At 55.4% G+C, this 24,330-nt stretch carries 23 protein-coding genes and 1 other annotated feature; of the genes, 15 read left to right on the top strand and 8 right to left on the bottom strand.

Features of this window, described 5'->3' with window-relative positions:
- Window positions 1–7: 7 nt before the first annotated feature.
- The 4 genes from katE to hxpB form a co-directional block, all read right to left on the bottom strand.
- Complete coding sequence (katE, locus tag ACMGEE_RS03945) at window positions 8–2,272, bottom strand: catalase HPII (protein WP_436829707.1); 2,265 nt, start codon at window positions 2,270–2,272, stop codon at window positions 8–10.
- A gap of 147 nt (window positions 2,273–2,419) precedes the next feature.
- Window positions 2,420–3,817 carry an L-cystine transporter gene (locus ACMGEE_RS03940; protein WP_253454470.1) on the bottom strand — a complete coding sequence of 466 codons (1,398 nt, stop codon included), beginning with the start codon at window positions 3,815–3,817 and terminating at the stop codon, window positions 2,420–2,422.
- Between the two features lie 158 nt (window positions 3,818–3,975).
- Window positions 3,976–4,566, bottom strand: a complete 591-nt coding sequence (locus ACMGEE_RS03935; protein WP_253454469.1) for a metal-dependent hydrolase — start codon at window positions 4,564–4,566, stop codon at window positions 3,976–3,978.
- A 376-nt stretch (window positions 4,567–4,942) separates the two neighbouring features.
- Window positions 4,943–5,614, bottom strand: a complete 672-nt coding sequence (gene hxpB, locus ACMGEE_RS03930) for a hexitol phosphatase HxpB (protein WP_253454468.1) — start codon at window positions 5,612–5,614, stop codon at window positions 4,943–4,945.
- 164 nt (window positions 5,615–5,778) lie between these two features.
- Here hxpB and ACMGEE_RS03925 point away from each other — a divergent pair, with 164 nt between their 5' ends.
- Window positions 5,779–6,318 carry a YniB family protein gene (locus ACMGEE_RS03925; RefSeq protein WP_253454467.1) on the top strand — a complete coding sequence of 180 codons (540 nt, stop codon included), beginning with the start codon at window positions 5,779–5,781 and terminating at the stop codon, window positions 6,316–6,318.
- Between the two features lie 5 nt (window positions 6,319–6,323).
- Here the strand turns inward: ACMGEE_RS03925 and ACMGEE_RS03920 are convergent, their stop codons facing one another.
- Both ACMGEE_RS03920 and ghoS read right to left on the bottom strand, forming a co-directional pair.
- Window positions 6,324–7,217, bottom strand: coding sequence for a fructosamine kinase family protein (locus ACMGEE_RS03920; RefSeq protein WP_253454466.1), 894 nt, complete (start codon window positions 7,215–7,217; stop codon window positions 6,324–6,326).
- A gap of 110 nt (window positions 7,218–7,327) precedes the next feature.
- Window positions 7,328–7,621, bottom strand: a complete 294-nt coding sequence (gene ghoS, locus ACMGEE_RS03915) for a type V toxin-antitoxin system endoribonuclease antitoxin GhoS (protein ID WP_436829706.1) — start codon at window positions 7,619–7,621, stop codon at window positions 7,328–7,330.
- A 431-nt stretch (window positions 7,622–8,052) separates the two neighbouring features.
- Here ghoS and ACMGEE_RS03910 point away from each other — a divergent pair, with 431 nt between their 5' ends.
- The 14 genes from ACMGEE_RS03910 (at window position 8,053) to ACMGEE_RS03845 (ending at window position 21,922) form a co-directional block, all read left to right on the top strand.
- The gene (locus ACMGEE_RS03910; RefSeq protein WP_253454464.1) at window positions 8,053–8,808 is read left to right on the top strand and encodes a DUF481 domain-containing protein; all 756 of its coding nucleotides are present in this window, start codon (window positions 8,053–8,055) and stop codon (window positions 8,806–8,808) included.
- 445 nt (window positions 8,809–9,253) lie between these two features.
- Window positions 9,254–11,182, top strand: a complete 1,929-nt coding sequence (thrS, locus tag ACMGEE_RS03905; protein ID WP_301251790.1) for a threonine--tRNA ligase — start codon at window positions 9,254–9,256, stop codon at window positions 11,180–11,182.
- Between the two features lie 3 nt (window positions 11,183–11,185).
- A complete protein-coding gene (gene infC / locus ACMGEE_RS03900) occupies window positions 11,186–11,737 on the top strand; it encodes a translation initiation factor IF-3 (RefSeq protein WP_125289758.1) in 552 nt (183 codons plus the stop codon).
- 92 nt (window positions 11,738–11,829) lie between these two features.
- Window positions 11,830–12,027 carry a 50S ribosomal protein L35 gene (gene rpmI, locus ACMGEE_RS03895; RefSeq protein WP_010275699.1) on the top strand — a complete coding sequence of 66 codons (198 nt, stop codon included), beginning with the start codon at window positions 11,830–11,832 and terminating at the stop codon, window positions 12,025–12,027.
- Window positions 12,028–12,068: 41 nt separating this feature from the next.
- Window positions 12,069–12,425 carry a 50S ribosomal protein L20 gene (gene rplT, locus ACMGEE_RS03890; RefSeq protein ID WP_016169860.1) on the top strand — a complete coding sequence of 119 codons (357 nt, stop codon included), beginning with the start codon at window positions 12,069–12,071 and terminating at the stop codon, window positions 12,423–12,425.
- Window positions 12,426–12,531: 106 nt separating this feature from the next.
- Window positions 12,532–12,657, top strand: a sequence feature (Phe leader region).
- An 80-nt stretch (window positions 12,658–12,737) separates the two neighbouring features.
- Window positions 12,738–13,721 (top strand): phenylalanine--tRNA ligase subunit alpha, encoded by a 984-nt coding sequence (gene pheS / locus ACMGEE_RS03885; protein WP_125289759.1) that lies wholly within the window; start codon window positions 12,738–12,740, stop codon window positions 13,719–13,721.
- Between the two features lie 15 nt (window positions 13,722–13,736).
- Entirely contained in the window at window positions 13,737–16,124 is a 2,388-nt protein-coding gene (gene pheT, locus ACMGEE_RS03880; RefSeq protein ID WP_253454461.1) for a phenylalanine--tRNA ligase subunit beta, read from the top strand.
- 4 nt (window positions 16,125–16,128) lie between these two features.
- Window positions 16,129–16,428, top strand: a complete 300-nt coding sequence (gene ihfA, locus ACMGEE_RS03875) for an integration host factor subunit alpha (protein WP_004157378.1) — start codon at window positions 16,129–16,131, stop codon at window positions 16,426–16,428.
- Window positions 16,429–16,518: 90 nt separating this feature from the next.
- The gene (btuC, locus tag ACMGEE_RS03870) at window positions 16,519–17,502 is read left to right on the top strand and encodes a vitamin B12 ABC transporter permease BtuC (protein WP_301251794.1); all 984 of its coding nucleotides are present in this window, start codon (window positions 16,519–16,521) and stop codon (window positions 17,500–17,502) included.
- Between the two features lie 41 nt (window positions 17,503–17,543).
- A complete protein-coding gene (locus ACMGEE_RS03865; RefSeq protein WP_253454459.1) occupies window positions 17,544–18,089 on the top strand; it encodes a glutathione peroxidase in 546 nt (181 codons plus the stop codon).
- On the top strand, window positions 18,090–18,824 hold the full coding sequence (gene btuD, locus ACMGEE_RS03860) for a vitamin B12 ABC transporter ATP-binding protein BtuD (RefSeq protein ID WP_394149167.1): 735 nt from the start codon (window positions 18,090–18,092) through the stop codon (window positions 18,822–18,824).
- A 30-nt stretch (window positions 18,825–18,854) separates the two neighbouring features.
- Window positions 18,855–19,310 carry a C40 family peptidase gene (locus ACMGEE_RS03855; protein WP_436829705.1) on the top strand — a complete coding sequence of 152 codons (456 nt, stop codon included), beginning with the start codon at window positions 18,855–18,857 and terminating at the stop codon, window positions 19,308–19,310.
- Between the two features lie 330 nt (window positions 19,311–19,640).
- Window positions 19,641–20,381, top strand: a complete 741-nt coding sequence (locus tag ACMGEE_RS03850; RefSeq protein ID WP_436829704.1) for an EAL domain-containing protein — start codon at window positions 19,641–19,643, stop codon at window positions 20,379–20,381.
- 101 nt (window positions 20,382–20,482) lie between these two features.
- Window positions 20,483–21,922: a protein adenylyltransferase SelO gene (locus tag ACMGEE_RS03845; protein WP_436829703.1), complete on the top strand. Its 1,440-nt coding sequence runs from the start codon at window positions 20,483–20,485 to the stop codon at window positions 21,920–21,922.
- A gap of 99 nt (window positions 21,923–22,021) precedes the next feature.
- Here ACMGEE_RS03845 and ACMGEE_RS03840 read toward each other — a convergent pair whose 3' ends face one another.
- A complete protein-coding gene (locus ACMGEE_RS03840) occupies window positions 22,022–23,068 on the bottom strand; it encodes a 3-deoxy-7-phosphoheptulonate synthase (RefSeq protein WP_436829702.1) in 1,047 nt (348 codons plus the stop codon).
- Window positions 23,069–23,232: 164 nt separating this feature from the next.
- A complete protein-coding gene (ppsR, locus tag ACMGEE_RS03835; RefSeq protein ID WP_125289768.1) occupies window positions 23,233–24,063 on the bottom strand; it encodes a posphoenolpyruvate synthetase regulatory kinase/phosphorylase PpsR in 831 nt (276 codons plus the stop codon).
- Window positions 24,064–24,330: the final 267 nt, after the last annotated feature.

The raw sequence follows: 24,330 nt of genomic DNA, 5'->3' as shown, positions 1-24,330 counted from the left end.
CGGCGGATTAAGCCGGAACGCTTAGCGCCTTCTGGCTGCGCGACCAGACGCGGTGCGCGGCCATCGCGGCCAGGAACTCGCTCATCAGCACGCCTTCGGCTTTATCATCTTCGATGACGCCTTCCTCACGCTCGCTGTCGCCCAGACCGAACTGCGATTTGAAGCGGCGGGCGTCGCCGCTCAGGCCAATCACCTTCAGATGCTTGTAGGCTTCCAGCAGGAAGTAACGGGCGTCGCCGCTGAGCAGCAGCGCGTCGATGTTGCCGTCCGGCACGATCACCGCATCAAAGGTCAGCGACGGCAGGCCGCTAAAGGTAGCGTCAATCGGCAGATTAGAACCGTCGTCGGCACGAACCTGGCCCATATGGCGCGCCAGCAGCTTGGCGTGCACGCCCTGCGCCTTCAGCTCCTGCAAAATTGCCAGCACGTCTGCCGCTACCACGCCGTCGCTTACCAGCAGCGCCACCTGGCGGCCTTTGATCGAGCCACTTGGCACGGCATAAAGGCTCAGGCTGGCATCTTTTTTCAGGCCGTTAACGTCTTTCGGCGGCGCGGTATGCATCTTCTCATCGGACAGCGCAATGCCCAGGTTCTCCGCCACGCCGTTAGCCAGCGACACGTCGATACGCACCAGATGATCCACGACGCGCTCGCGGATATAGGCGCGAGCCACCTTGCTCAGCTCAAAAGAGAAGGCGTCAATAATGTGCTGCTGCTCAACAGGCGTCTGGCTGTTCCAGAACAGGCGCGGCTGCGAGTAGTATTCGCCGAAGGAAGGGCTGCGCTCGCGCACCTTGTGGCCTTCAATACGCTCCTGATAGCTTTCAAATCCACCGCGATGCGGAGCCGGCGGCGTTTCGCGCGGCCAGTTATCGTTGATGGAATTCGGCTCGTAGTTGGCCGGGTTGGTATCGATATCCGTACGGTGCATCCCCTGACGCTGGAAATTATGGTAAGGGCAGGTCGGACGGTTAATCGGAATTTCATGGAAGTTAGGCCCGCCAAGACGGCTGATCTGCGTATCGGTATAGGAGAACAGACGGCCCTGTAACAGCGGATCGTTGGTGAAATCCAGGCCGGGAACGATGTGGCCGGGATGGAAAGCAACCTGCTCGGTTTCGGCAAAGAAGTTGTCCGGATTGCGGTTCAGCACCATCTTACCGACCAGCTGCACCGGCACCAGCTCTTCCGGGATCAGCTTGGTGGCATCCAGCAGGTCAAAATCGAATTTGAATTCATCTTCTTCCGGGATCAGCTGTACGCCCAGCTCATATTCCGGATAGTCGCCCGCCTCAATGGCTTCCCACAGATCGCGGCGATGGAAATCGGGATCGCGGCCGGTGAGTTTTTGTGATTCGTCCCACAGCAGCGAAGCTTTGCCCGCGACCGGTTTCCAGTGGAAGCGCACAAAGGTCGCTTTGCCCTCGGCGTTAATAAAGCGGAAGGTGTGAATGCCGAAGCCTTCCATCGTGCGGTAGCTGCGCGGAATGCCGCGATCGGACATTGCCCAAATCACGTTATGCAGCGTTTCCGGCTGTAGCGAGACGTAATCCCAGAAAGTATCGTGCGCGCTCTGGCCCTGTGGAATTTCATTGTGCGGCTCAGGTTTTACCGCATGCACGAAGTCCGGGAATTTATGCGCGTCCTGAATAAAGAACACCGGCGTATTGTTGCCGACTAAATCGAAAACGCCTTCATCGGTATAGAACTTGGTGGCCCAGCCGCGAATATCGCGTACGGTATCCGCCGAGCCTGCGCCGCCCTGAACGGTAGAGAAACGCACGAAAACCGGCGTCTGCTTTTCAGGATCGCGCAGGAAATCCGCCTTGGTGATATCGCTCATATCGCGATAGGGCTGGAAATAGCCGTGCGCCGCTGAACCACGGGCATGGACAATACGTTCAGGAATGCGCTCGTGGTCAAAATGGGTGATCTTTTCGCGCAGGATAAAATCTTCCAGCAGCGTTGGGCCACGAGTACCGGCGCGCAGCGAGTTCTGGTCGTCAGCGATGCGCGTACCCTGATTGGTTGTCAGCGGGAAATTCTCGCCGCCTTTACGGAAGGTTTCCAGCGCGTCCAGCTTGGCGTTACTGGTCTCGGGCGCTTTCAGGCTGCCGGGCGCAGTAGGCTGCTTGCCGGGCGGCGTTGGCTCAGAAAGCGGCTTATGCGAGCCATCGGCGGGTGCCAGCGAATCCATTCCCGGCTTTGCGGAATCAGGCCCGGTTAACGGGGCATTATGGGTGATTTCCTTGTTATCGGTTTCTTTCGACATGCTCACTTGCTCCTGTGATGTGTGTTTCTAACCATTAACTATAGAACAGTGCGCGAGGTACGCCCGGAAACCGAAGGGTTATGTTTAGCAGACAATAAAAAGGGCCGCTGAGCGGCCCCTGAACAGGTTGCATAAACAACGTTTTGCTTAACGATGCGCCAGTTCGGCTTCGCTGTCCGCTTCCGCGTCCAGCAGAGATTTATCGGTTTGTTTCAGCCACTGGCTGGTCAGCATTCCTGCCGTCATCGAACCGTTAACGTTAAGCGCGGTGCGGCCCATATCGATCAGCGGTTCGATCGAAATCAGCAGCGCCACCAGCGTGACCGGCAGGCCCAGCGTTGGCAGAACGATCAGCGCGGCAAAGGTCGCGCCGCCGCCCACGCCCGCTACGCCGGCAGAGCTTAGCGTAACGATGCCAACCAGCGTGGCGATCCAGACCGGATCGAACGGGTTAATGCCTACCGTTGGCGCAACCATCACCGCCAGCATGGTGGGGTACAGCCCGGCACAGCCGTTCTGGCCGATAGTGGCGCCGAAAGAGGCTGAGAAGCTGGCGATCGATTCCGGAATGCCAAGGCGGCGGGTTTGCGCTTCCACGCTCAGCGGAATGGTCGCCGCGCTGGAGCGGCTGGTAAAAGCAAAAGTGATAACCGGCCAGACCTTGCGGAAGAAACGCCTGGGATTGACGCCGTTAACGGAAAGCAGCAGCGCGTGCACCGCAAACATAATCGCCAGGCCCAGATAAGATGCAATGACAAAACTGCCCAGCTTAACGATATCCGCCAGGTTAGAGCTGGCGACCACTTTGGTCATCAGCGCCATTACGCCGTAAGGCGTCAGCTTCATAATCAGACGCACCAGCTTCATCACCCATGCCTGAAGCACGTCGATGGCGGCCAGCACACGCTCGCCTTTCGGTTTGTCGTCACGCAGTAAATGCAGGGCGGCGACGCCCAGGAAAGCGGCAAAAATCACCACGCTGATAATAGAGGTCGGATTGGCCCCGGTCAGATCGGCGAAAGGATTTTTCGGCACGAAAGAGAGCAGCAGCTGCGGCGCGGAAAGGTCGGCCACTTTACCGATATAGTTAGACTGTAGCGCAGACAGGCGCGCGGTTTCCTGCACGCCCTGCACCAGACCGCTGGCGTTGAGCCCAAACAGCCAGGTAACAAAAACGCCCACCAGCGCGGAAATCGCCGTAGTGAACAGCAGCACGCCGATAGTCAGCACGCTGATTTTGCCCAGCGACGACGCGTTATGCAGACGGGCGACGGCGCTGAGAATCGAAGCGAACACCAGCGGCATGACGATCATCTGCAACAGCTGTACGTAGCCGTTGCCGACAACGTTGAACCAGCTAATGGATTCTTTCAACACCGGGTTATCGGCACCGTAAATAGTGTGCAGGATCAGCCCAAACAGCACGCCTACAACCAGGCCCAGCAGCACTTTTTTCGCCAGGCTCCAGCTGGCGTTGCCGCTTTTAGCCAGTAGCCCCAGCAGCAGAATAAACGCCGCCAGGTTTGCAATTAATGGAAAATTCATCCCCAGATCTCCTTTTTTGACGAGGCATCAGCGGCCTCGTCAGTGAGCTATTTTTATTGCGCATCGGATACGCGTTGGGGGCGATGGTAGCAGCTCGCGGAGAGACGCCCATATAATCAAAAGGAATAGTTTATAATTTATTGAACGATATCGGTGACTTATTGCGCTACCTGGTGATTTATAAAACGCGTAACGCTGTTTTGCACCTGATCGATCATCTGCAGGGGCCAGCTTGCCGCACCAAAAGAGGGCGACCCGGTCGGGAACCATAGCGCCAGCGCAACCAGCGTCAGGCAGAGCATTCGCTCCATCTGGTTGCCGTTGCGGCTGTGCAGCAGCGGCAGGCGAAAACGCCAGCGGCAGGGCCACAGCAGCGGCACGCCGGCAGGCGTAAGCATATCGGCGACAATATGGCTGAGGTAGCCCAGCACCATGCCCTGAAAGACATCGGCAGGCAGCACCCATTCCTGCGGCAGTTTTAGCTGAAGCAGCGCCACGCCACCGATTACGGCCAGCAGGCTGTGGGTAAAGCCCCGATGCCCAAAGGCGCGCGCAATGGGCTGCGACAGCCAGCGAAAACGCTGACCAAGGGTAGAGCGCGGGTGATCGATATCCGGCAGCAGGCAGGTAAGCAGCGTGGCGGGAATAACGTGCCACCAGTCGCCATCACCAAGAACGGGCGTCAGGTCGGCGCGCTTGGCAAAAATCGCGCTGGCGATAGCAAAAATAACGTGGCCTTCGGCCGTCATGGAAAACGCTCGGTAACTGAACTGTCAATGCATCCAGTATAGGGGATATATACAGTAGAATAAATATGTGACGCTGTAACGAAAGGTTAATATTTTCTTTACGTCTGTGCGTTGAGCATGGGTAAAAAAACGTAGCGGTTCCAGTTAGTATAAGCGGTTAAGCGCCGTAATGGCATCAATACTCTTGATTAAGGGGCTGGACGCGCAAAGGTCTTCCACCGATTACAGATTTCATTGCCCGGTAGAAAATAGCGAAAGGCTGTATCTGCCTGTTAACATTCAGCTGACGGGAAGCAGCAGGGTCAGCATTTCATTCTGCTTAAAGAAGCCGTACCGCCCGGCCAGTTTACGGCAGGGCGGAAAGCGGACACTGATGTTACTTGCCAAGCAGATGCCTGCTGCCCAGCTCGGTGAGCGAGGCCAGTTTGACGTCGGCCAGCGCCCAGCGCGCATCGTCGGCATAAACGGCCGCAGGCACCACGATTGAGCGCATCCTTGCGGCTTTGGTCGCAATCATACCGTTAACGGAGTCTTCCAGCGTAACGCAGTTAAGCGGATCGATGCCGAGACGGGTGGCCGCGTCCAGATAGACCTGCGGATGCGGTTTGCTGTACGGCAGCGATTCTGCCGAGGCCAGCACTTCAAAATAGTGACGCAGGCCGAACATCGCCAGCACCTTTTCCTGCATAAAAAGCGGCGAGGCGGAAGCCAGCCCAATTTTCAGCCCTTCCGCCTGGCACAGTTTCAGCGCCAGCTCCACGCCGGGCAGCAGCGGCCGCGTCTCCTCGATTAACGTCAGCGCGCGGGTAAGTATACGCTGCGTTACTTCCTCCTGCGATGGCCCGATCCAGGGCAGCGTTTCATACCACATGCGCACAACCTGATCGATGCGCAGGCCTACCGTATCCGGCATCTCGCTTCTGCGGGAAAGATCGACATCCAGCGTAGCGAAAACGTCCAGCTCCGCGCGTTCCCATAGCGGCTCGGAATCAATTAGTAATCCATCCATATCAAAAATTGCGGCTAGCACTGGACGTGAATAAGACATAATGCGGCTCCGTTAGCAGTTTTCTGACACCTTAACATGAAGTTAACAGCCAGAGCATTGCGCGCGTTAATTTGCCTTTCCGCTTACGGGCACACTTTTTTCAGGCACATTTTGCCGGGCGAGGGTAAACTTACAGCCCTCACAGCATAAGGACAGGAGAAAGCATGACTTATCAACAGGCTGGAAGAGTCGCGATACTAAAGCGGATCGCCGGCTGGATTATCTTTATTCCGGCGCTGATTTCCACGCTGGTTTCACTGATGCGTTTTTTGGAAGTGAGTCGTGAAAAGCGCGAAGGGATCAATGCGGTAATGCAGGATTTTTCTCACGTGATGATCGATATGATCCGCTTCAATACCGGCTTTTTAAACGCCTTTTGGCATAATTCACCGGTGCCGGATTTTAACCAGGGCGGCAACTGGCTGTTCTGGCTAATCTATATACTGATTTTCGTCGGGCTGGCGCTACAGGCCTCCGGCGCCAGAATGTGGCGACAGTCCCGGCATCTGCGTGAAGGCATTGAGGATCAGATGATCCTGGAAAAAGCGAAAGGTGAAGAAGGGCGCAGCCGCCAGCAGCTGGAAGAAAAAATCGTGGTGCCGCGCCACACCATTTTTCTGCAGTTTTTTCCGCTGTACGTGTTGCCCATCCTGATAGCCGTTGCGGGCTATTTTGTGCTTAAGCTGGCAGGCTTTATCAGCTGACGGCCCTACGCCGGACGGGCAAATTGTTTGCCCGCCTCCGCCTGGTCCAGCAGGGCGCCGACCGCCCGCTGGGCTTCCTTCAGCCATTCGCCGCCGAAGACGTTTGCCCGATTAAGCAGATAGTAGAGCTGATAAACCGGCTGGCGCTGCTGGTAATCGCGAGGCAGCGGCCATACCGACTCATAGCCTTCCATAATCTCCTGCGGCAGCGCCGGAAACCACGGAAGCATCGCCAGATCGCACTCTCTGTCGCCCCAGTAACAGGCCGGATCAAACACGCAGGGCCCTTCAGCCGCCGTCGCGCAGTTTGCCGGCCAGAGATCGCCGTGCAGCAGCGAAGGCTGAGGGTGATGCGAGTCGAGCAGCTCCCTGGCGCAGCGCACAATCAGATCGATATCGCCATACTGCACGCCTTTTTCCGCCGCGAGCTGAAGCTGCCAGCCGATACGCTGCTCGGCAAAAAAGACCGACCAGCGCTTGAGCCAGCTGTTAGGCTGCGGCGACGTTTTGATATTGTTATCGAAATCCAGGCCGAACTGCGGCTGATCGCTCCACTGGTGAAGGCGCGCCAGCTGTTGGCCAAGCTGATGGGCGCTTTGCGCATGGAGCGGCGAAAGGGGAAGATACTCCAGCAGTAAAAAGCTGACGTCCCGATCGTAACCTACTCCGTAGACATCCGGCACGCGGATGGTGCCGGTGCGCTTCAAAAGCTGCAGCTGATCGGCTTCCCAGGTAAAAAGATCGAGCATTTCACGGCCGTTACATTTAACAAAAACGTCGCGATCGCCGTAGCGGAGGCGCCACGCCGGATGCACATCGCCTCCTGGCAACGCTGTACGCTGGCTGATTTCAGCATCACCTGACTGCTCACTCAACAGACGACCAATGGCTGACCACATAGCGGTTTCCTCTTTTTCGCTGTGACTTGCTGCGGGACATGCTGATACTAACGCTTAAATAATAGACAAAACCAGTGTTTACGTAGTGAACAACACATTTTTACAAAACGTCAGTTTTCGCTTTTCTGCTGAAATGCTTGCCAGCGCTCCACCTCCACCTCCGGCTTTTCGCCCAGCACGATTTCACCCAGGTTGATTGCCTGTTCGCGTATCTGCTCTGCGCTCAGCGCGCTGACGATGCCGAAACTGTTTGTGCCCAGCTCGTGCGGGTGGCCTTCCTTGTCGTGCAGCGAGGTGGTAAATCCGCCGTTGGTCAGGGTGCTGTTCAGCTCAAGGACATCGCTAAGCCCTTCATCTTTAAAACGGAAAGTGACGACAAATTGCTCAATATCAGACGAAACCATGATGAACTCCTTTGTTTACCTTCTTCTTTTTTTAGCATAGTTCATCATCGCCTTTTATCAGCCAGCTATCGGGCTTAACGCCTGTGGAAGCCGTTATAGCAAGGGGGCAAAGCTTCAGGCGGTCGAAAAATCCCGACAGAATTTTATATTCAGAAGTAAATCAGTGAAGTTACATTATTACGTAACAGGCAATGCTTTGACATATTTATGTCTGCCGAAAGCCAGATTGCCGAAGAACATACGAGGAAAAGCAGGCTGCGCCGGGTCGCGCTGATAAGAATAGTCCCATTTAGAGTAGGGTGAGCCTGATTCATAAGCATCCGGAAGCATTTAACAAAATGTTACTATTCTTTCAATAAAAGAGATTGAACGCCCGGTAAAACTCTTCAGACTCACCTCTTTTCAATTCTCAGTGGTATGGATCTTATTTAATGAAAGCGCTTAACAAGTTGTCGGCAGTTCTTTTACTTTCCGGCGGAGTTTTTTGTCACCAGGCACTGGCGGACAATAATGTCTTTACCGTCATGGACGATCCTTCTACGGCCAAAAAGAACTTTGAAGGCAATGCGGCGGCGGGTTACCTGGCTCAGACCGGCAACACCACCAGCTCCTCGCTGACGGCCAGCACCAACATGACCTGGTATCAGAACCAGATGGCCTACAGCCTGTGGGGCAACGCCAGCAACACTTCTTCCAACGATGAGCGTTCTTCTGAAACCTATCAGGTTGGCGGCCGTTCACGTTATAACCTGAACCCTTCCGATTACCTGTTTGGTCAGGCCAGCTGGTTAAGCGATCGTTTCAACGGCTACGACGGCCGCTCTATTCTGGCTGCCGGTTACGGTCGCCAGATCCTGAACGGTCCGGTGCACTCGCTGCGTCTGGAAGCCGGTCCTGGCGTACGCTATGACGATTACCACGATGGCGGTCATGAGACGCAGGCGCTGGCTTACGGCGCGGCCAGCTATCAGTGGCAGCTGACTGACACCACTAAATTTGTCCAGGGCGTTTCCGTGCTGGGTAGCGATGACACCACGGTGAACTCCGAAACCGGTTTACAGGTGGCGATTAACGCCCACTTCTCGCTGAAGATGGCCTATAACGTGACCTGGAACCAGAATCCACCGTCATCCGCACCGGATAAAACCGATACCAAAACCACTATTCAGCTTTCTTACGCCATGTAAAAAGCCTGCCGGGCCACGTTTCTGTGGCCCGCCTGGTTGTTCCGTCCAGCGCTTCATGCTTGCTTTTCACCATTTTTAAAGCCGCCCCGGCACGATACTCTCGCCACAAGCTTATGGCGCTCCTCAGCGGCGCTGTGGCTATAGGGGAAAACCACCTTACAGCTTGCGGTCAGATATCCCGTTTAACGTAAAGCCATCGGCAGCGGATTTTGCGGCGCGGATTCCTGATTCTGCATCCCGCCGTGCATTTCGGCGCTATGACGTGTAAGATATTACTCCTTCAAAGGTTTTTGCCGACGGCAGGCTTTTGACTCTGTGTATCAGGCGCTGTTCCAAATTGACAACTGTGAGTTGATTTTAAGAGACACCAGCCTGATATATATACTAAACCTGAATTTTGTATGTAGCCTTGCGTATGGGTTACCACTGCAGCTAAGGATGTATCATGCCCGTAATTACACTTCCTGATGGAAGTCAGCGTACCTTCGATCACGCCGTTAGCGTGATGGAGATTGCCCAGGACATCGGTCCGGGCCTGGCGAAAGCCTGTATCGCAGGCCGCGTAAACGGCGAGCTGGTGGATGCGGTCGATCCGATCGCGGAAGACGCGAACGTCGCCATCATTACCGCTAAAGATGAAGCCGGACTGGAAATTATTCGCCACTCCTGCGCGCACCTGTTGGGACACGCGATCAAGCAGCTGTGGCCAGATACCAAAATGGCAATCGGCCCGGTTATCGACAACGGTTTTTACTACGATGTCGATATGGATCATACCCTGACCCAGGAAGATATCGAGCTGCTGGAAAAGCGTATGCACCAGCTGGCCGAAACGAATTATGACGTCGTCAAGAAAAAGGTAAGCTGGCAGGAGGCGCGTGACGCTTTTGCTGCCCGTGGCGAAACCTATAAAATGACTATTCTTGACGAAAATATCAGTCACGACGACCGTCCGGGCCTCTATCATCACGAAGAGTACGTGGATATGTGCCGTGGCCCGCACGTGCCTAACATGCGCTTCTGCCATCACTTTAAGCTGCAGAAAATTTCCGGCGCTTACTGGCGCGGCGACAGCAACAACAAAATGCTGCAGCGTATCTACGGTACCGCCTGGGCGGATAAAAAGCAGCTGTCTGCCTATCTGCAACGCCTGGAAGAAGCGGCCAAGCGTGACCACCGTAAAATCGGTAAACAGCTTGACCTGTATCATATGCAGGAAGAAGCGCCGGGCATGGTGTTCTGGCACAATGACGGCTGGACAATTTTCCGCGAGCTGGAAGTTTTTGTCCGCAGCAAACTAACTGAGTATGACTATCAGGAAGTGAAAGGTCCGCTGATGATGGACCGCGTGCTGTGGGAGAAAACCGGCCACTGGGAAAACTATAAAGAAGCGATGTTCACGACCTCTTCGGAGAACCGTGAATACTGCATCAAGCCAATGAATTGCCCTGGTCACGTGCAAATTTTCAATCAGGGTCTAAAATCTTACCGCGACCTGCCGCTACGTATGGCGGAATTTGGTAGCTGCCATCGCAACGAGCCGTCTGGCGCGCTGCATGGCCTGATGCGCGTACGCGGCTTCACTCAGGACGACGCCCATATCTTCTGTACGGAAGAGCAGGTGCGCGCTGAAGTGAATAGCTGCATCCGTATGGTGTACGACATGTACAGCACCTTCGGTTTTGAAAAAATCGTGGTGAAACTGTCAACCCGTCCGGTTAAGCGCATCGGTAGTGACGAACAGTGGGATCGTGCAGAGGCCGATCTGGCTGCCGCGCTGAAAGAGAACGCTATTCCGTTCGAGTATCAGCCGGGCGAGGGCGCATTTTACGGCCCTAAAATTGAGTTCACCCTGCATGACTGTCTGGATCGCGCATGGCAGTGTGGCACCGTTCAGCTGGACTTCTCGCTGCCGGGCCGCCTGAGCGCCTCCTACGTGGGTGAAAATAATGAACGTCAGGTGCCGGTGATGATCCACCGCGCTATCCTGGGTTCTGTGGAGCGCTTTATCGGTATTTTGACCGAAGAGTACGCCGGTTTCTTCCCGACCTGGCTGGCTCCTGTACAAGTAGTGGTGATGAATATCACCGATGGCCAGTCCGAATATGTTGCAGAATTGACCCAAAAACTTCAGAATGCGGGCATTCGTGTAAAAGCGGACTTGAGAAACGAGAAGATTGGCTTTAAAATCCGCGAGCACACGTTACGTCGTGTCCCCTATATGTTGGTCTGTGGTGATAAAGAGGTGGAAGCAGGCAAGGTTGCCGTTCGCACCCGCCGTGGTAAAGACCTGGGCAGCATGGACGTAAACGAAGCGATCGCGAAGCTGCAGGATGAAATCCGCAGTCGCAATCTTCATCAACTGGAGGAATAAGGTATTAAAGGCGGAAAACGAGTTCAACCGGCGCGTCCTAATCGCATTAACAAAGAAATCCGCGCCACCGAGGTTCGTCTGACTGGCGTCGATGGCGAGCAGATTGGTATTGTCAGTCTGAATGAGGCTTTAGAAAAAGCAGAGGAAGCAGGCGTTGATTTAGTAGAAATCAGCCCTAACGCCGAGCCGCCCGTTTGCCGTATCATGGATTACGGCAAATTCCTTTACGAGAAAAGCAAATCTTCTAAAGAACAGAAGAAAAAGCAAAAGATTATCCAGGTTAAGGAAATTAAATTCCGTCCTGGCACCGATGATGGCGACTATCAGGTAAAACTACGCAACCTGATTCGCTTTCTGGAAGAGGGTGATAAAGCTAAAATCACGCTGCGTTTCCGCGGTCGTGAGATGGCGCACCAGCAGATCGGTATGGAAATGCTTAACCGCGTCCGTAAAGATCTGTGTGAAGACATGGATCTGGCGATTGTCGAATCCTTCCCTTCGAAGATCGAAGGTCGTCAGATGATCATGGTGCTCGCTCCTAAGAAGAAACAGTAGGCCATAAAGTAGCAGCGGTTCGGCGGTTCGCCGCCGATCGCTGTTCGCCTGCCTGTTTTATTTTATTAACAATGCGAAGTGGATGTTTTTAAATGCCAAAGATTAAAACTGTACGTGGCGCGGCTAAGCGCTTCAAGAAGACCGCCTCTGGCGGCTTCAAGCGTAAGCACGCAAACCTGCGTCATATTCTGACCAAAAAATCTACTAAGCGTAAGCGTCACCTGCGTCCGAAAGGCCTGGTGTCTAAAGGCGATCTGGGTCTGGTTATTGCCTGCCTGCCGTACGCATAAGTCTATTTTTTTTAATTCAGAATATTAAACAGGAGAGCTAAATGGCTCGTGTAAAACGTGGTGTAGTTGCTCGCGCACGTCACAAAAAAATCTTAAAACAAGCTAAAGGCTACTACGGTGCACGTTCACGTGTTTACCGCGTTGCTTTCCAGGCTGTTATCAAAGCTGGTCAGTATGCTTACCGTGACCGTCGTCAGCGTAAGCGTCAGTTCCGTCAGCTGTGGATCGCGCGTATCAACGCAGCGGCACGCACTAACGGTATTTCTTACAGCCGTTTCATCAATGGCCTGAAAAAGGCTTCGATTGAAATCGACCGTAAGATCCTGGCTGACATCGCCGTATTCGACAAAGTGGCATTTACTGCCCTGGTCGAAAAAGCGAAATCAGCTCTGGCGTAAGTCAGGTGAAAGAGGGAGCTTGCTCCCTCTTTTATTTTGTAACCGCAGCAAAAGATTGACATTTTTGTCCATGCGTTTTTCAATAGAGCCTCTTTTGACGACCAGGCAACGCATTATGACCGCGAATTTCCGTTTCTTTTTTTACTTTAGCACCTGAACATCGGGGGCTTGTGCGCAAAGAAAAGAAACGAAAAATCGCGCTGAAAGCCTCCCTCGTGGAGGCTTTTTTGTTTCTGGCGCGGCAGATCCAGGGCGCCTTGTCGTCCCCATAAAAAAACAGACCGGCCACGGCGGCTGGAAGAAGAGGAAAGCATGTCACATCTCGCAGAACTGGTGGCGAACGCGCAAGCGGCCATTAAGAATGCACACGATGTTGCCGCGTTAGATACGGTACGCGTTGAATATCTGGGCAAAAAAGGGCAGCTGACGCTGCAGATGACCACGCTGCGCGACCTGCCTGCCGAAGATCGTCCGGCAGCGGGCGCGGTGATCAACGAGGCCAAACAGCAGGTGCAGGAAGCGCTGACCGCGCGTAAAAACGAGCTGGAGTCGGCAGAGCTGAACGCTCGCCTGGCGCAGGAGACCATTGATGTTTCGCTGCCGGGACGCCGCATCGAAAACGGCGGTCTGCATCCGGTGACCCGCACGATCGATCGTATCGAGACATTCTTTGGCGAGCTGGGTTTTGCCGTGGAAACCGGCCCGGAGATCGAAGATGACTACCATAACTTTGACGCGCTGAATATTCCGGGACACCACCCGGCGCGCGCCGATCACGACACCTTCTGGTTCGACGCCACGCGCCTGCTGCGTACCCAGACTTCCGGCGTGCAGATCCGCACCATGAAAAACCAGCAGCCACCGATCCGCGTTATCGCACCGGGCCGCGTCTACCGTAACGATTACGATCAGACCCATACGCCGATGTTCCACCAGATGGAAGGCCTGATCGTGGATAAAAACATCAGCTTTACCAACCTGAAAGGCACGCTGCACGATTTCCTGCGCAACTTCTTTGAAGAAGATCTCCAGATCCGCTTCCGTCCTTCCTACTTCCCGTTTACCGAGCCTTCTGCGGAAGTGGACGTAATGGGCAAAAACGGCAAGTGGCTGGAAGTGCTGGGCTGCGGCATGGTGCATCCGAACGTATTGCGCAACGTTGGCATCGATCCGGAAGTCTATTCCGGCTTCGCCTTCGGGATGGGTATGGAGCGTCTGACCATGTTGCGCTATGGCGTGACCGATCTGCGTGCCTTCTTCGAAAATGATTTACGTTTCCTCAAACAGTTTAAATAAGAGCGGGTAAAACCTATGAAATTCAGCGAACTCTGGTTACGTGAGTGGGTTAACCCAGCCATCGACAGCGCAGCGCTCAGCGAACAGATCACCATGGCCGGTCTGGAAGTGGACGGCGTGGAAGCGGTAGCCGGTGCTTTTCACGGCGTGGTGGTGGGCGAAGTAGTAGAGTGCGGACAGCACCCGAACGCCGACAAACTGCGCGTTACCAAAATTAATGTGGGCGGCGACCGCCTGCTGGATATCGTCTGCGGCGCGCCAAACTGCCGTCAGGGTCTGAAGGTGGCTGTGGCAACGGTGGGCGCGGTGCTGCCGGGCGATTTTAAAATCAAAGCGGCCAAACTGCGCGGCGAGCCGTCGGAAGGGATGCTCTGCTCTTATTCCGAACTGGGAATTTCCGACGATCACAACGGCATTATCGAACTGCCGCTGGACGCGACCGTCGGCACCGATATTCGTGACTACCTCAAGCTTGACGACAACACCATTGAAATCAGCGTGACGCCAAACCGTGCGGACTGCCTGGGCATTATCGGCATTGCGCGCGACGTTGCCGTGCTGAACAAGCTGCCGTTAAACGAGCCAGCTATTGAGCCGGTTGCCGCTACGATTGCAGAAACCTTCCCGATCCGCGTGGATGCGGTTGACGCCTGTCCGCGCTATCTGGGACGCGTGATCAAGGGCATCAACGTCAAGGCCGCCACGCCGCTATGGATGAAAGAAAAGCTGCGTCGCTGCGGCATTCGCTCTATCGATCCGGTGGTGGATATCACCAACTATGTGCTGCTTGAGCTGGGCCAGCCGATGCACGCTTTCGATCTTGACCGCGTAGACGGCGGGATTGTGGTGCGCATGGCGGAAGAGGGCGAAGCGCTGACGCTGCTGGACGGCGCGGAAGTGAAGCTAAGCGCGGATACGTTAGTTATTGCCGATCACCACAAAGCGCTGGCGATGGGCGGTATCTTTGGCGGCGAACACTCCGGCGTGAACGAAGAAACCACTAACGTTCTGTTCGAGTGCGCTTTCTTCAGCCCGCTTTCTGTCACCGGCCGTGCGCGTCGTCATGGACTGCACACCGATGCTTCCCATCGCTACGAGCGCGGCGTCGATCCGCAGTTGCAATATAAAGCGCTGGAGCGCGCAACGCGTCTGCTGCTCGATATTTGCGGCGGCGAGGCCGGGCCGGTTATCGATCAAACCAACGAGGCGACGCTGCCTGCGCGCGCGACTATCACGCTGCGCCGTGAAAAGCTGGATCGCCTGATTGGTCACGTGATTGCCGACAACGAGGTCAGCGATATTCTGCGTCGTTTAGGCTGTGACGTCACGGAAGGCGAAGGCGTCTGGCAGGCCGTGGCGCCGGGCTGGCGTTTCGATATGCAGATTGAGGAAGATCTGGTCGAAGAAGTGGCGCGCGTTTACGGCTACAACAATATTCCTGACGTGCCGGTGCAGGCGGGTCTGGTAATGACCTCGCACCGTGAAGCGAACCTGTCGCTGAAGCGGGTAAAAGCGATGCTGGTGGATAAAGGCTATCAGGAAGCGATTACCTACAGCTTTGTCGATCCTAAAGTGCAGGCGTTGCTGCATCCGGGCGAGGAAAACCTGGTACTGCCAAGCCCGATTTCAGTTGAGATGTCGGCAATGCGGCTCTCGCTGTGGACGGGCCTGCTCTCTGCCGTGGTCTACAACCAGAATCGCCAGCAGAGCCGCGTACGCCTGTTTGAAAGCGGCCTGCGCTTTGTGCCTGATACACAGGCAAACCTGGGGATCCGGCAGGACGTTATGCTGGCGGGCGTTATCAGCGGCGCGCGTTATGAAGAACACTGGGATCTGGCGCGTCAGGCAGTTGACTTCTATGATTTAAAAGGTGATTTGGAGTCCGTCCTCGATTTGACCGGTAAACTGGCCGACATCCAGTTCCGGGCCGAAGCGCATCCGGCCCTGCACCCGGGACAGAGCGCCGGCATTTATTTGCAGGAACAGCGCATCGGTTATCTGGGCGTGGTTCATCCGGAACTTGAGCGGAAACTGGATCTTAACGGCCGTACCGTGGTCTTCGAACTGGAGTGGGATAAGGTGTCAGACCGCGTCCTGCCTGAGGCGAGCGAGATTTCACGTTTCCCGGCAAACCGTCGTGATATCGCCGTTCTGGTGGCGGAAAACGTGCCCGCAGCAGATATTATCGCCGAATGTAAGAAAGTTGGCGTAAATCAGGTAGTTGGCGTAAACTTGTTTGATGTGTACCGCGGTAAGGGTGTTAATGAAGGTTTTAAGAGCCTTGCTATCAGCCTGATTTTGCAAGATACCGGCCGGACACTCGAAGAAGAGGAGATCGCTGCAACCGTCGCCAAATGTGTTGCGGCGTTAAAAGAGCGATTCCAGGCAACCTTGAGGGATTGAACCTATGGCGCTTACAAAAGCTGAGATGTCTGAATACCTGTTTGAAAAGCTGGGGCTTAGCAAACGGGATGCCAAAGAGCTGGTAGAGCTGTTTTTTGAAGAGGTACGTCGCGCTTTAGAAAACGGCGAGCAGGTAAAACTGTCAGGATTTGGTAACTTCGACCTTCGCGACAAAAATCAACGTCCGGGACGTAATCCTAAAACGGGCGAGGATATTCCGATTACGGCGCGTCGCGTGGTGACTTTCCGGCCGGGGCAGAAGCTCAAAAGCCGGGTTGAGAACGCTACGCCGAAAGAAGACTGACCAGTGCTCTGCAAAAGGCCGCTTACGCGGCCTTTTTTATCGCTGAATTTCCGCTAACCCTGCCCGTTTCCATTAGCCAGGCCTGGATTTATGACTCTGCTTTCTCAACGGATCGCGCTGGCCCGTCGGCATCAGCGACGCTGGCTCTGCATCCTGAGCATTTTCTGCGTGTTGGTTTTTCTGCTTAGCCTCTGCGCCGGCGACCGCTGGCTTTTTCCGCAAAGCTGGTTCAGCGGTGAAAACCGACTGTTTGTCTGGCAGCTGCGGCTGCCGCGTTCGCTGGCGGTGCTGCTTGTCGGCGCGGCGCTGGCCGTGTCCGGCGCGGTGATGCAGGCGCTGTTTGAAAATCCGCTGGCGGAGCCGGGCCTGCTTGGCGTCGCCAACGGCTCAGGCCTTGGGCTGGTGCTGGGGATTTTTAGCGGCGTAACCGGGCTGTGGCCGCTAAGCTTTTTCGCCATTGCAGGCGCGCTGTTGATTACCTTTATCCTGCTGCGTTTTTCCCGCCGCTCGCTTTCCACCAGCCGCCTGTTGCTGGCGGGCGTGGCCTTAGGCATTATCTGTAGCGCGGGCATGACGTGGCTGGTCTATTTCAGCGCCAGCCTGGATCTGCGCCAGCTAATGTACTGGATGATGGGCGGCTTTAGCGGCGTGGACTGGCGCTACGGCGGGCTGATGCTGGCGCTGCTGCCGGTGCTGCTGTGGCTATGCCGCCAGTGGCGCGTGCTGAATTTGCTGGCGCTGGGCGAGGTTTCCGCCCGCCAGCTCGGCCTGCCGCTGCTGCTGTGGCGCAATTTGCTGGTGCTGGCGACAGGCTGGCTGATTGGCGTCAGCGTGGCGCTGGCCGGGGCGATCGGCTTTGTCGGCCTGGTCATTCCGCATATTTTGCGGCTGAACAACCTGAGCGATCATCGTATGCTGTTGCCGGCCTGCGCGCTGGCGGGCGGCGGCGTACTGCTGGCGGCCGATATCCTGGCCCGTATCGCCATCGCTTCGGCGGAGCTGCCGATCGGCGTGGTGACGGCCACGCTGGGCGCGCCGGTTTTTATCTGGCTGTTGTTACGTAACCGGGCCTGACCTGCGGCCCGCTTTTTTCTCTACTGAAACAGGAAAAACCAATGAGTATTTACGATACAGAACTGGTGACGCTGGATGGCGAACCGACGACGCTGGCGCAGTGGCAGGGCAACGTACTGCTGATCGTTAATGTCGCCTCTAAGTGCGGCCTGACGCCGCAGTATGAGCAGTTGGAAAATATTCACAAAGCCTGGCAGGATCGGGGTTTTGCCGTGCTTGGCTTCCCCTGCAACGCGTTTCTGGAGCAGGAGCCGGGCAGCAACGAAGAGATTAAAACGTTTTGCAGCACCACCTATGGCGTAACCTTCCCGATGTTCAGTAAAATCGAGGTCAACGGCCCGCATCGGCATCCGCTCTATCGCCAGCTGATTGCGGCAAGACCGGAAGCGGTAGCGCCGGAAAATAGCGGTTTCCTGGCGCGTATGAGCAGTAAAGGACGCGCGCCAAAAGAGCCGGGCGACATTTTATGGAACTTCGAAAAGTTCCTGGTTGGTCGCGACGGCACGGTGGTACAGCGCTTCTCGCCAGATATGACGCCGGAAGATCCTATTGTGATGGAAAGTATCAAAGCGGCGCTGGCAAAATAGATGCTGTTGCAGTGTGAGGGCGTTGCGGTCGCGCAGCGCCTCGCGCCCTTTACCGCCAGCGTTGATAAGGGCGAGCTGATCCATTTGCTTGGCCCTAACGGGGCAGGTAAAAGCGCCTTACTGGCGGCGCTGGCGGGATTGTTGCCGGCGGAAGGGCGTATCGTTTTCAACGGCACGCCGCTGTCGGCCTGGAACGGCTATGCGCTGGCCCGCCATCGCGCTTATCTGGCCCAGCAGCAGCGACCACCTGGCAGTATGCCGGTCTGGCATTACCTTAAGCAGCATCAGCTGGTGGACGAGGGCGATCGGATACTGATAACCCTTTGCGAAACTTTTCAGCTGGCGGATAAACTGGCTCGCTCGCTTAACCGCCTCTCCGGCGGGGAATGGCAGCGGGTGCGTCTGGTGGCGGTGCTCTGTCAGACTGCGCAGCCGGAAGGGCAGCTGCTGCTGCTGGATGAGCCGTTAACCGGTTTGGATCTGGCACAGCAGGCCGCGTTCGATCGCTGTGTGGCCGCCAGGGTCGCAGAAGGCCTGACGATTATCATGAGCGGACACGACATCAATCATTCATTGCATCACGCCCGGCGCATCTGGCTGCTGCAAGAGGGGGTTTTAGTGAGGCAGGGCGCCACGGAAGAGGTGTTACGGCCGGAAACGCTGTCGGCGGTGTATCACGTGCCTTTCAGAAAAATAGATGTAGAAGGACAATCGCTGTTGACCACGCTGTTTTAAACCAGCGGCAAAGAATAAAGGGAATCTGTTATGCGCTACCTGGTCTTATTACTGGCTATCCTGCTGGCGGGCTGTAGCAGCCATGCGCCGCCGAACGGCCATCTTTCCGATTCCATTATGGTTATCGCCCGGCTGAACGAACAGCTCAGCGAGTGGCGCGGCACGCCCTATCGCTACGGCGGCATGGGACGCAGAGGCGTTGACTGCTCCGGGTTCGTTTATCTGACCTTTCGCGATCGCTTTGATTTGCAGCTGCCGCGTACGACGCTTGCGCAAACGAAAACGGGAACGCGCATCGGTAAAAAGGATCTGTTGCCTGGCGATTTACTGTTTTTTAAAACCGGCGAGGGAGAAAACGGTTTGCACGTCGGCATTTATGATACTGACGACCAGTTTATCCATGCTTCTACCAGCCAGGGCGTAATCCGATCGTCGCTGAATAACGTATACTGGAAAAAAGTTTTCTGGCAGGCGAGGCGTATTTAATTAATATAGCCTGCTAACGAATTTCAGAAAAGGCTTATCTATCCGCCGGTTAACTTTTGTGGCTATAATAAACCCGGCGGGTCGGTTTAGCAGCTTATTGCATCAGGCTTTAACCAGCCCGTTAAAAGTGATTTCCCGCGTCGGATTTTGTAAAGATAGTTTAAAGAAATGCGCCACGGGGATATCTCAGCACGAAACTATGCTTTAATAGTAAAGCATTTTTTCTTGCTGAATATGTGATAGCTTAACCCGCTATGGGTTTTTATCCTGGTCGGTGTACAACAGGCGTATTAATGCGCCGTACGGCGGCTGCATCATGGCTGAATAAAAATGAATATCCATCTGGAAGCGGATTATAAAAGTCACACAGCTTTTAACCCGATCTACCGTTTCGGCGGGCAGCTTATCGCCGTCGAATTGCTCACGCATTTTTCCCACAGTACCGCTAACGTCGCCATCCCTCAGGAACTTTTTCTACCACAGCTCAATACAGATCAGCGTATTCTTTTATTACAGAATCAGATCAACTGCATTGAACGACACGCCGATTTTTTTAGTCAGGAAAGAGTGAAGGTCACGCTGAAAATAGACGAACTGCTGGCACAAACCATCCTTGATAGCGAGTTTCTGAGCCGCAAACTGGACGCGCTGGCGTGGCTGGAGCTGGAAATTAGCGAAAGTTTCACCGACTTAAAGTTGGGGAAAGATCACCCCGGCCTGATGGCGCTCAGTGAAAGGTTTGATTTAAGCCTGGCGAATTACGGCGCAGGAAAAGCGCCGTCAAAAGCAGTATACGACAATCTCTTTTCCCGTATTAAGCTCGATAAAGGCTTTATTCAGCATAATATTAATCGGATCTCTTTTCAGCCGTTTATCAGTACGCTGCTGGAGCATATTAAGCCCCATTGCCAGCAGGTTATTGTCCAGGGCGTGGACGATATTACCGGCCTGGAAAAAGTCAGCCGCTATCAGTTCGACGGTATTCAAAGCGCGCTGTTTTCTCCGGTAACGGGAGAGTCGCTTTCCTCGCTGATTGTGCCGCCGAAAGAGCTGACAGGCGAAGCGATGTAATATCCCTTTACTCTCTCTGTGTTTACCGCAGCGTATGAGGTTTACACTTAAAGCCGGTACCGAAAGCGCATCAGGGCGTCGGTAAACAGTAAGGGGAGCGTATGCATTTTAACAATAGCTGGCATGACGAGCTGGCGGGATTTTATACCGCCCTCAATCCTACGCCGCTGAAAAACCCACGTCTGCTTTATCATAGCGCGCCGCTTGCGCGGGAGCTGGGGCTGGACGAAAGCTGGTTCACCGCCGATAAAACCGCTATCTGGAGCGGCGCGCAGCTGCTACCGGGCATGCAGCCGCTGGCGCAGGTGTACAGCGGACATCAGTTTGGCGTCTGGGCGGGACAGCTGGGCGACGGGCGCGGCATCCTGCTGGGCGAACAGCAGCTGGACGACGGCCGTAAAATTGACTGGCACCTGAAAGGCGCGGGCCTGACGCCCTATTCACGTATGGGCGACGGACGCGCCGTGCTGCGCTCTTCACTGCGCGAATTTCTTGCCTCCGAAGCGATGCATCACCTCGGTATTCCCACATCCCGCGCGCTGACGGTTGTCACCAGCGACGAGCCTGTGCAGCGGGAGACCACCGAGCGCGGCGCCATGCTGTTGCGCGTTGCGGAAAGCCACGCCCGTTTCGGCCACTTCGAGCATTTCTTTTACGCGCAGCAGCCGGAAAAAGTCCGCCAGCTGGCTGACTATTTAATCCGTCATCACTGGCCGCATTTGCAGGAGGAGCAGGATCGCTATCTGCTCTGGTTCCGTGATGTGGTCAGGCGCACGGCCAGGCTAATCGCCCAGTGGCAGAGCGTCGGTTTTGCGCATGGCGTAATGAATACCGATAATATGTCGGTATTAGGGATAACGCTGGATTACGGCCCGTACGGTTTCCTGGACGACTACAAACCGGATTTTATCTGCAATCATTCTGACTATCAGGGGCGCTACAGCTTCGATAATCAACCGGTGGTGGGGCTGTGGAACCTGAACAGGCTGGCGCACGCGCTTTCCGGGCTGCTGGATACCGCCCAGCTGAAGCAGGCGCTGGCGGAATACGAGCCGGAGCTGATGCAGTGTTGGGGCGACAGGATGCGCGCGAAGCTGGGGCTGCTGACGCAGGATAAAGACGATAACAACATTCTGACCGGGCTGTTGTCGCTGATGACTAAAGAGGGCAGCGACTATACGCTGACTTTCCGCATGCTGTGCGATACCGAGCAGCAGCAGTCGCGTTCGCCGCTGCGGGATGAGTTTATCGATCGTGAAGCCTTTGACAGCTGGTACAACATTTACCGTCAGCGGTTACTGCAGGAAGAGAGCGACGACGCTACGCGTCAGCAAAAGATGAAGCAGGTCAATCCGGCCGTGGTGTTAAGGAACTATCTGGCCCAGCAGGCGATTGAACAGGCCGAGCAGGATGACGTCAGCGTGCTGGCCAGGCTACACCAGGCGCTGATCAGGCCTTTTGATGACGCGCCGGAGTTTGCCGATTTGATGCGGCGTCCGCCAGACTGGGGTAAAAAGCTGGAGGTCAGCTGTTCGAGCTAAAGCGGGCGCGATGCAGGCTTCAACAAAGATGATAAAGCGGCAGGCAGGGTACGCCAGCGCGTCCATGCGCACGGTGTCCTGCCTGCTTTCAGGCCTGTCTTAGCGCCTCGCTTTAATCGCCTCGGCCAGCTGCGCTAACACCTCTTCGCTGTCATCCCAGCCCAGGCAGGGGTCGGTAATCGACTGGCCGTATACCAGCGGCGTACCGGCCTGCACTTTCTGGGTGCCTTCCTTCAGGAAACTTTCAATCATTACGCCGGCAATCGACGACGAACCGTCACGGATCTGCTGCGCTACGGACGCGGCGACCTCTTTTTGCAGGCGGTGCTGTTTCAGACAGTTGCCGTGGCTGAAATCAATAACCAGCCGTTCCGGCAGCCTGTGTTCGCGCAGGCTGGCGGCAGCGGCGGCGACGTCTTCCGCATGATAGTTTGGCCGCTTGCCGCCGCGCATAATGATGTGGCCGGACGGGTTGCCGCTGGTCTGATAAATGGTCATCTGTCCATGCTTGTCCGGCGACAGGAACATGTGGCTGGCGCGGGCAGCGCGTATCGCATCGACCGCAATCTGAATATTACCGTCCGTGCCGTTTTTAAAGCCAACGGGACAGGAAAGCGCGGAAGCCATTTCGCGGTGGATTTGGCTTTCTGTGGTACGGGCGCCGATGGCTCCCCAGCTGATGAGATCTGCCAGGAACTGACCCACCACCATATCCAGGAATTCGGTGGCCGTAGGCATGCCCAACCGGTTGATCTCCAGCAGCAGCTCGCGCGCTACGGCCAGGCCGTGATTCACCCGGAAACTGCCGTCAAGATCGGGATCGGAAATCAGCCCTTTCCAGCCCACCACGGTGCGCGGTTTCTCAAAATAGGCGCGCATCACGATTTCCAGCTCGGCGGCATGGCGCTGGCGCAGCGCGTTAAGCTTCGCCGCATAGGCCAGCGCGGCGTCGGGATCGTGGAGCGAGCAGGGGCCGATCACCACCAGCAGGCGGCGATCTTCGCCGGACAAAATCCGGGCAATACGCTGGCGGGAAGCGGTCACGTTCGCGGCGATATCAGGCGTGATCGGGAAACGCTGCGCCAGTTCGTCAGGCGTAATCAGGCTCTCGATGCGCGCGGTCCGCAGTTCATCTGTCTTGTTCATAGTTGTCCAAAAATTTTTTTCTTCGCAGCGGCGGAAATACCGGGAAGTGATGGCGATCACAATAAACCCGACACGGCGTGGATTTCAACCCGAAACGCCGGACAGAACGGCGCAACGGGATAAATATCACTTTTTCTGGCGCGGAATCAAAAAACGGCTGCGCCTCAGTACATTCGACGCGTCAGGCCCATGATATCTAAAATTTTCGTGGCGATTTCCTCAACGGAGTAATTGGTACTGTTGAGGTAACGGATCTGATGGGTACGAAACAGGGCTTCCACCTCGCCGACTTCCAGCCGACATTGCCGCATGGACGCGTAGCGGGTATTTTCCGCCCGCTCCTGGCGGATCGCGGCCAGCCGCTCGGGATCGATAGTTAAGCCAAACAGCTTGTTCTGGAAAGGCCGCAGCGCGGGCGGCAGCTTCAGGTTATCCATATCGTCGGCGATAAAAGGATAATTGGCGGCGCGAATGCCAAACTGCATGGCCAGATAGAGGCTGGTCGGCGTCTTGCCGCAGCGCGAAACGCCCAGCAGGATCACCTGCGCCTCCTCCAGCCCGCGCAGCGAGATACCGTCGTCGTGTGCCAGGGTGTAGTCGATGGCGGCGATGCGCGCATCGTACTTGCCCAGGTTGTTGGCCGTCAGACCGTGCGTGCGGTTGGCGACCGGTGCGGGCGCTATGCCCAGCTCCTGCTGAAGCGGCGCCACCAGCGACTGGACGATGTCCTGACAAAAGCCTTCGCTTTGCAGAATAATTTCCCGGATTTCCGGCGTAACCACAGAAATAAACACCAGCGGGCGCAGGCCGCTTTTCTGCCAGATAGCGTTAATCTGCGCTTTGACCGCCTGCGCCCGCTGCACGTTTTCCACAAAGGGCAGCGTCACGCTGTTAATGTTGACAGGAAACTGCGAAAGCACCGCGTGGCCGAGCACTTCAGCGGTAATGGCCGTTCCGTCAGAAATATAAAATACGCTGCGTTCGTTGCTGTCCATTTTTCGATCCCTAAGAAACTGAGTGGCAGAGTAAATTAAACTACAGTCTTATAGCAATTAGCGCCAGCTGACGAAATTAAATTAAAATTTCACTTCTCATTGTAATGAACTTTTTGTTTTTATAAAAAGAAAGACGGGGCTGAAAAAGGGGATTAATGAAATAACGTTCCTGTTTGTCATGCGTAAAAAGCGCTATTTTCCGGAAAAGCATGCTAAAAGGGAATCAAAATAGCTCGCCACATCTCTTCCTTTTCTAAATAGCCATTT

The organism is Erwinia artemisiae, assembly GCF_051400835.1.
Taxonomy (GTDB): Bacteria; Pseudomonadota; Gammaproteobacteria; order Enterobacterales; family Enterobacteriaceae; genus Erwinia; species Erwinia aeris.
The sequence above is the reverse complement of the archived record's forward strand: the minus strand, read 5'-3'. Positions and strand labels throughout refer to the sequence as shown.